Genomic DNA, 4,450 nt, shown 5'->3' with positions numbered 1-4,450 from the left:
GTCGTCACGGACCCCGTCCACGTCCCAGTCCGCACGGCGCAGCAACCGCTGCATCCCGTCCGGGGACCGTTCACCGGCCCGTTCCGCCAGCGTCCACCCGTTCTTGCGGTCCAAACCGGCGACCAGCCCGGACACATACTCACTGGCCCGCCGGCGTGGCTCCGCCCGACCGAACCGGCCCCCGATCCGCCCACACAGCCCGTCCAGCTCGCCAGCCCACGCCTCCACCACCACAACGCAGATCATCCACCACGACCACCAAGTGCCGTTGCAGTACTAATCCCCGGGGCGGGACCCGGCTGTACCCGCCCCGGACCCGTCGAACACCCGCGTCCGGGGCGGGTACAGCCGGGCCAACCCCCGGGCGTGGGTCATCACCCACCGAACACAAGCCCCCGCGCGAAGGCATCTGTCCGGAGGAACGGTATGGACACCAAGCAGCAACCCTCGGAGGACACCGGCCGTGCACCACTCACGATCCGGCACAGCCGGGACGCCGGAACGCTGATCGAGGGAACCCCCCGAGCGGACCGCGCGACCCTGTCGCCGATCTTCGCCCGGCATCAGGTCCGCTGGTCGAACGCGATCGGTGAGGACGGCTCCTGGTACCGGCGCAACAGCCGAGGCCGAGCCGCGGACACCTTCCGCATCAACGAACTCGCCGACGCGCTACGCGCCGCCGGCTACCCCGTCACGATCACCATCGACGACACGCCGCTCACCGACATCGCCGCCGTGGAAGCGGCCCGAGCCCAGCGGGCCGCCGACCGCGCCACCCACCATGGCGACGCCGCCGCCCGCGCGACGGCCCGCGCGGACGCCCGGCGCGACGCCGCCGACACCATCCGCGGCGTCATCCCCCTCGGCCAGCCTGTCCTGCCCGGACACCACTCCGCCCCCGGGCACCGTCGCGACCTCGCCCGCGCCGACCGCCACGACCACGCCGCAGCCGAACAGACCACCAAGGCCGCCCATCACACCGACCGGGCCGCCGCCGCGGCCCGCTCGGTTCAGGATCGGCACGACGTCTCTCACACCCTGCGCCGTCTACGCACCTTGGAAGCAGACCAGCGCGCCGCGACCCGGGCGTTGCACACCGCCGCCCGCCGGGCCGCCCTCGGCGGGCCGCCGCCCGCCCCCGGGTGGAAAGCCCGTATCGAGGCCGACCTCGTCCAACGCGCCGCCGAGATCGATTACTGGGCCGGGCACCTTGCCGAGCAGGAAGCCGCCGGCGTGAAGGTCTGGCGGCCGGGTGACTTCCACCGTGGCGATCAGGTGGAGGCGTCGTTCGGGGGCTGGTACCCGGTCCTACGGGTCAACCAGCAGTCCCTGACCATCCCGCACATGTTCATCCCCAGCCAGACCTGGCGCCTGACCTACGACAAAATCCTCAACCACCGGCCCACCACTGCCACCACACCACCCCGGCCCCCGGACCGGGCGTGCCGCGTGACCGCGGCGGACACCCGCCCCGTCCTACGGCACCCAGTGTCACGTCCGACCGGAAACTCAGAACGTTAGACCCCGCCACACCAGAACCCGATCACTCGCTATTCGCGGTAGGCACGCGGGTACCCCCCCAGAACCCGCATTCGAAGGGCCGCCGGTAACCCGGCGGCCCTGCACGCGTGCCCAGACCAATCAGCCCCTGAAGGCACAGCCCGTTCCGCCCACCGCCGGCCCGTGATCCACCACAGGCAGGCGGTAAGCGGGCCCAGGGCCCGTTCCCCTGGGACGGGTCGATGGCGATGAACCCTCGCTGAACCTCCACTGAACCAAGCGGAGGCACGATAAAGGGCTGACCGAAACGGACAGCGATCGGGTCGAGGATGGCCCGGTCGGGCATGGGAGCCCGGCAATGCCCCGCCGGCCAACTGACATGCCGATAGTCGAAAGAGGAGAAGTCGAACGAAGGAAAAGGGCACATGAAGGCTACCTACGAGGCGCCCACCCTCCAGGCGCAAGGCTCGTTCCGCGACGTCACCCGCGGCTTCGTGTTCGTGTTTGGCTCCCACCACGGCGGCTGGGGCTGGGGCCACCACGGCGGCTGGGGCTGGGGCCACCACGGCGGCTGGGGCTGGGGCCACCACGGGGGCTGGGGCTGGGGCTGATAGGCCAAGGCACGCATACCTACCCTGACCGAGCAGAACCAGGACCCCAGGGCCCGGCACCGCGGTGACATCCCAGGCGCCCTGTTCCACGCACACCGATAAGGACTTTAGACCCTGCCAGATCAGGAACCAGCTAGTCACAATTGGCCACAGGCGTGTGAGTACCCCCCGAGCTCACACGCGACGGGCCGCCGGGCTACCGGCGGCCCGTCTACGCGTCCAGACCCGTGTTGACGCTGCCGCAAGGTGGCCCGGTAGGGCAAGGCCAGCTCATCCCCCATGCCACCGCAGGCGGTTCGGCCGCGCGGGTAGCCATCGGCGTCCCATCCGACCTATCAGCGCCGGGCCGAGCGACGGCCCCGCCCGGGGCTGGTGTCCCGGGCGGGGCCGTCGCCGGTCACCGGGGTCTGGTTGTTGTCGCGGCCGGGGGCCGCCAGGGTGAACGCTTGATGCTCCACGGCCCGGGGATCGACTCGGCGTCATCCGGGGCGCCCAGAGCGCCACGGCCCGCGTCGCAGGGCGCGCAGTCTGGGGATCCTGCGGCGGGTGGGTGGGTAGCAGCTTGGGTCCGGGGTCAGGTCGCCGGTGTTGAGCCGTGCGCAGTCGGCCTGCGCGGCCTCCCAGGCTTCCCGTGGGTGTCCTTCCTGGTAGACGGCCAGGTTCGTGTACTCCCGGCCCCCCGAGGGCACGCCGTAGTCACGAATCCGGTATTCGCCCAAGTGTTCGATCGTGACCCGGAAGCGGGGCTCGGGGAAGAGCCCGTCGATCTGGTCCCGTTCGGCCCGGGACAGCGGGCGGGGCATGTGGTCCGCGTCCACCCGCAGGGATATCCGCCGGGGGTACACCCGGATCAGCCGGCCGGCGTCGCGCCCGTCGATGGTCGTCAGGTCCGCGAGGATCTCAACGCCGTGGTCATGCTCGGGAGGACGGGCCGTGGACCGGTCGACGATCAACACGGCCCCGTCGAGGTCGAGGGTGACGGTCTCGGTGCCGCCACGCGGGGCCGGTGCGGGGCGCACGATCGGGGATGTGTGCATGGTCATCTCCTGTGCGGGGGTGGCGTTCCCAGGGCCCAGGCCGGGCTCCGGTGTGCCAGGGGCTGACAGCGGGACGGACCTCAGGGGCGGATACGGGCCGGGGGCGTGCCCGGACCAGTCCTGGGTGGAATGCGCCGTGGGCCGGGCCCGGCCCCACAGGTGTCTGTGGGGCCGGCCGGCGGTTGTGCGGACGGTCCGAGGCCGAGCGCGACGCTCCGGCCCCCGGCCCCCGGCCCGCAGGGGTGCGGGCCGGAGCAGGGAGGTTCAGCCGGCCAGGATGCACCGTGCCCGCAGGAGAAGATCGACAGCGAGAGGGCTGAGGGCCGTTCGGGTGTCGTCGGTGCTGGTGGGGGTTGTCGGGTGCCAGCGGCTGGGCGGGTCGGTGAGCAGGGCTGTCCAACCGGCGGGGGTGAACAGGCTGACGGTGGCAGTGGACTGGTGGCGGTAGAAGTCGCGGTGCAGATGGATCCGCACCGTGTGCTCGGGGAGCCGGTGGACCCGGCTCAGGGAGTAGCCCTGCCCGTGCTGCCCGGTGGTCTCGTCAAGGAGGCGGGCGAGCAGGGCGACCTCGTCAATGGGGTGGGTGTCGTACTGCGGGCCGCCGCGGCCAGGCCGGTCGGCAGGGTAGGCGTGCAGGAGGGTGTTCTCGTCGTCGCGGTCGAGATCAGCCAGGGTGAACGTCTTGGTGGCGACCCACAGGCCGGGGAGCGGCTCGGCGTCCTCCTCGGCGCTCAGGGAGGGGCTGGTGTGGCGGTAGAGGTCTCCGACGGCAAGGCCGGCGGCTTCGGTGACGTCGGGGAACTGCGCGGCGCGTATCTGGCCCCGGCCCTCGCGCAGCCCCGCGACCGAGGCGGTGTCGAATGGCACGGAACCGTCCCGCCCGCCCGAATGGTCACCGGTGACGATCAGATGTGCGGCCTCCTCCGGGGCGAGGAGCCGCGCCCCGGGCGATCCCAGAACCCCCGTGTGCTCGGGGGAGGGGTTAGGGGTGTGGCAGGGCGTGCCGTCGAGCTCCTCGGCAGGCTGCTGGGGTGCTGGTGTCTGCTCGGCGGCGGACTTCTCGCCATCGGCGTGCTGGTGTGTGGGGGGCTGGTTCATGGGGGCTCCTTCAACGGTGGGTCGCGGGGGGTGGGTGGCCCGGGGCGCAGGGGATGCTGGCTGGCCCCGGGCCGGGGGGCGCGGTGCGGTGCGGGCGCGGCCCCCCGGGGGGGGTGGTGGGGGGGCCGCGTCCGGGGTCGGGTTAGGCCGGGCGCAGGGCGCGTAGGGCCGCGCTGGCGATCGCGTTAGCGGTGTCGGCGGGGG

General features: G+C 72.5%; 5 protein-coding genes and 1 pseudogene. 2 read left to right on the top strand and 4 right to left on the bottom strand.

What is annotated here, in order from left to right:
- Window positions 1-246 (bottom strand): annotated as a pseudogene (locus tag B056_RS35675) (IS701 family transposase); the annotation flags it as partial.
- Between the two features lie 180 nt (window positions 247-426).
- On the opposite strand from B056_RS35675, the gene B056_RS0107620 reads away from it, so the two are divergent.
- Together B056_RS0107620 and B056_RS0107615 are read left to right on the top strand one after the other, a co-directional pair.
- Complete coding sequence (locus tag B056_RS0107620) at window positions 427-1,521, top strand: DUF3560 domain-containing protein (protein ID WP_018501289.1); 1,095 nt, start codon at window positions 427-429, stop codon at window positions 1,519-1,521.
- 404 nt (window positions 1,522-1,925) lie between these two features.
- Complete coding sequence (locus B056_RS0107615; RefSeq protein WP_018501288.1) at window positions 1,926-2,111, top strand: keywimysin-related RiPP; 186 nt, start codon at window positions 1,926-1,928, stop codon at window positions 2,109-2,111.
- Window positions 2,112-2,446: 335 nt separating this feature from the next.
- Here the strand turns inward: B056_RS0107615 and B056_RS45320 are convergent, their stop codons facing one another.
- The 3 genes from B056_RS45320 to B056_RS0107600 form a co-directional block, all read right to left on the bottom strand.
- Complete coding sequence (locus B056_RS45320) at window positions 2,447-2,569, bottom strand: hypothetical protein (RefSeq protein ID WP_018501287.1); 123 nt, start codon at window positions 2,567-2,569, stop codon at window positions 2,447-2,449.
- 21 nt (window positions 2,570-2,590) lie between these two features.
- Window positions 2,591-3,148 (bottom strand): hypothetical protein, encoded by a 558-nt coding sequence (locus B056_RS0107605; protein ID WP_018501286.1) that lies wholly within the window; start codon window positions 3,146-3,148, stop codon window positions 2,591-2,593.
- A 264-nt stretch (window positions 3,149-3,412) separates the two neighbouring features.
- Complete coding sequence (locus tag B056_RS0107600; RefSeq protein WP_018501285.1) at window positions 3,413-4,246, bottom strand: hypothetical protein; 834 nt, start codon at window positions 4,244-4,246, stop codon at window positions 3,413-3,415.
- Between the last annotated feature and the right edge of the window lie 204 nt (window positions 4,247-4,450).

Origin of the sequence: Parafrankia discariae, from assembly GCF_000373365.1 — a bacterium.
Taxonomy (GTDB): Bacteria; Actinomycetota; Actinomycetes; order Frankiales; family Frankiaceae; genus Parafrankia; species Parafrankia discariae.
Note: the sequence above shows the minus strand (reverse complement) of the source record. Positions and strands in the feature narration are given on the sequence as shown.

What these genes read in the sequence shown, in the direction of transcription:
- B056_RS0107605 (WP_018501286.1), bottom strand. Translation starts at nt 3,148, where the DNA reads ATGCACACATCCCCGATCGTGCGCCCCGCACCGGCCCCGCGTGGCGGC.
- B056_RS0107600 (WP_018501285.1), bottom strand. Translation starts at nt 4,246, where the DNA reads ATGAACCAGCCCCCCACACACCAGCACGCCGATGGCGAGAAGTCCGCC.
- B056_RS0107615 (WP_018501288.1), top strand. Translation starts at nt 1,926, where the DNA reads ATGAAGGCTACCTACGAGGCGCCCACCCTCCAGGCGCAAGGCTCGTTC.
- B056_RS0107620 (WP_018501289.1), top strand. Translation starts at nt 427, where the DNA reads ATGGACACCAAGCAGCAACCCTCGGAGGACACCGGCCGTGCACCACTC.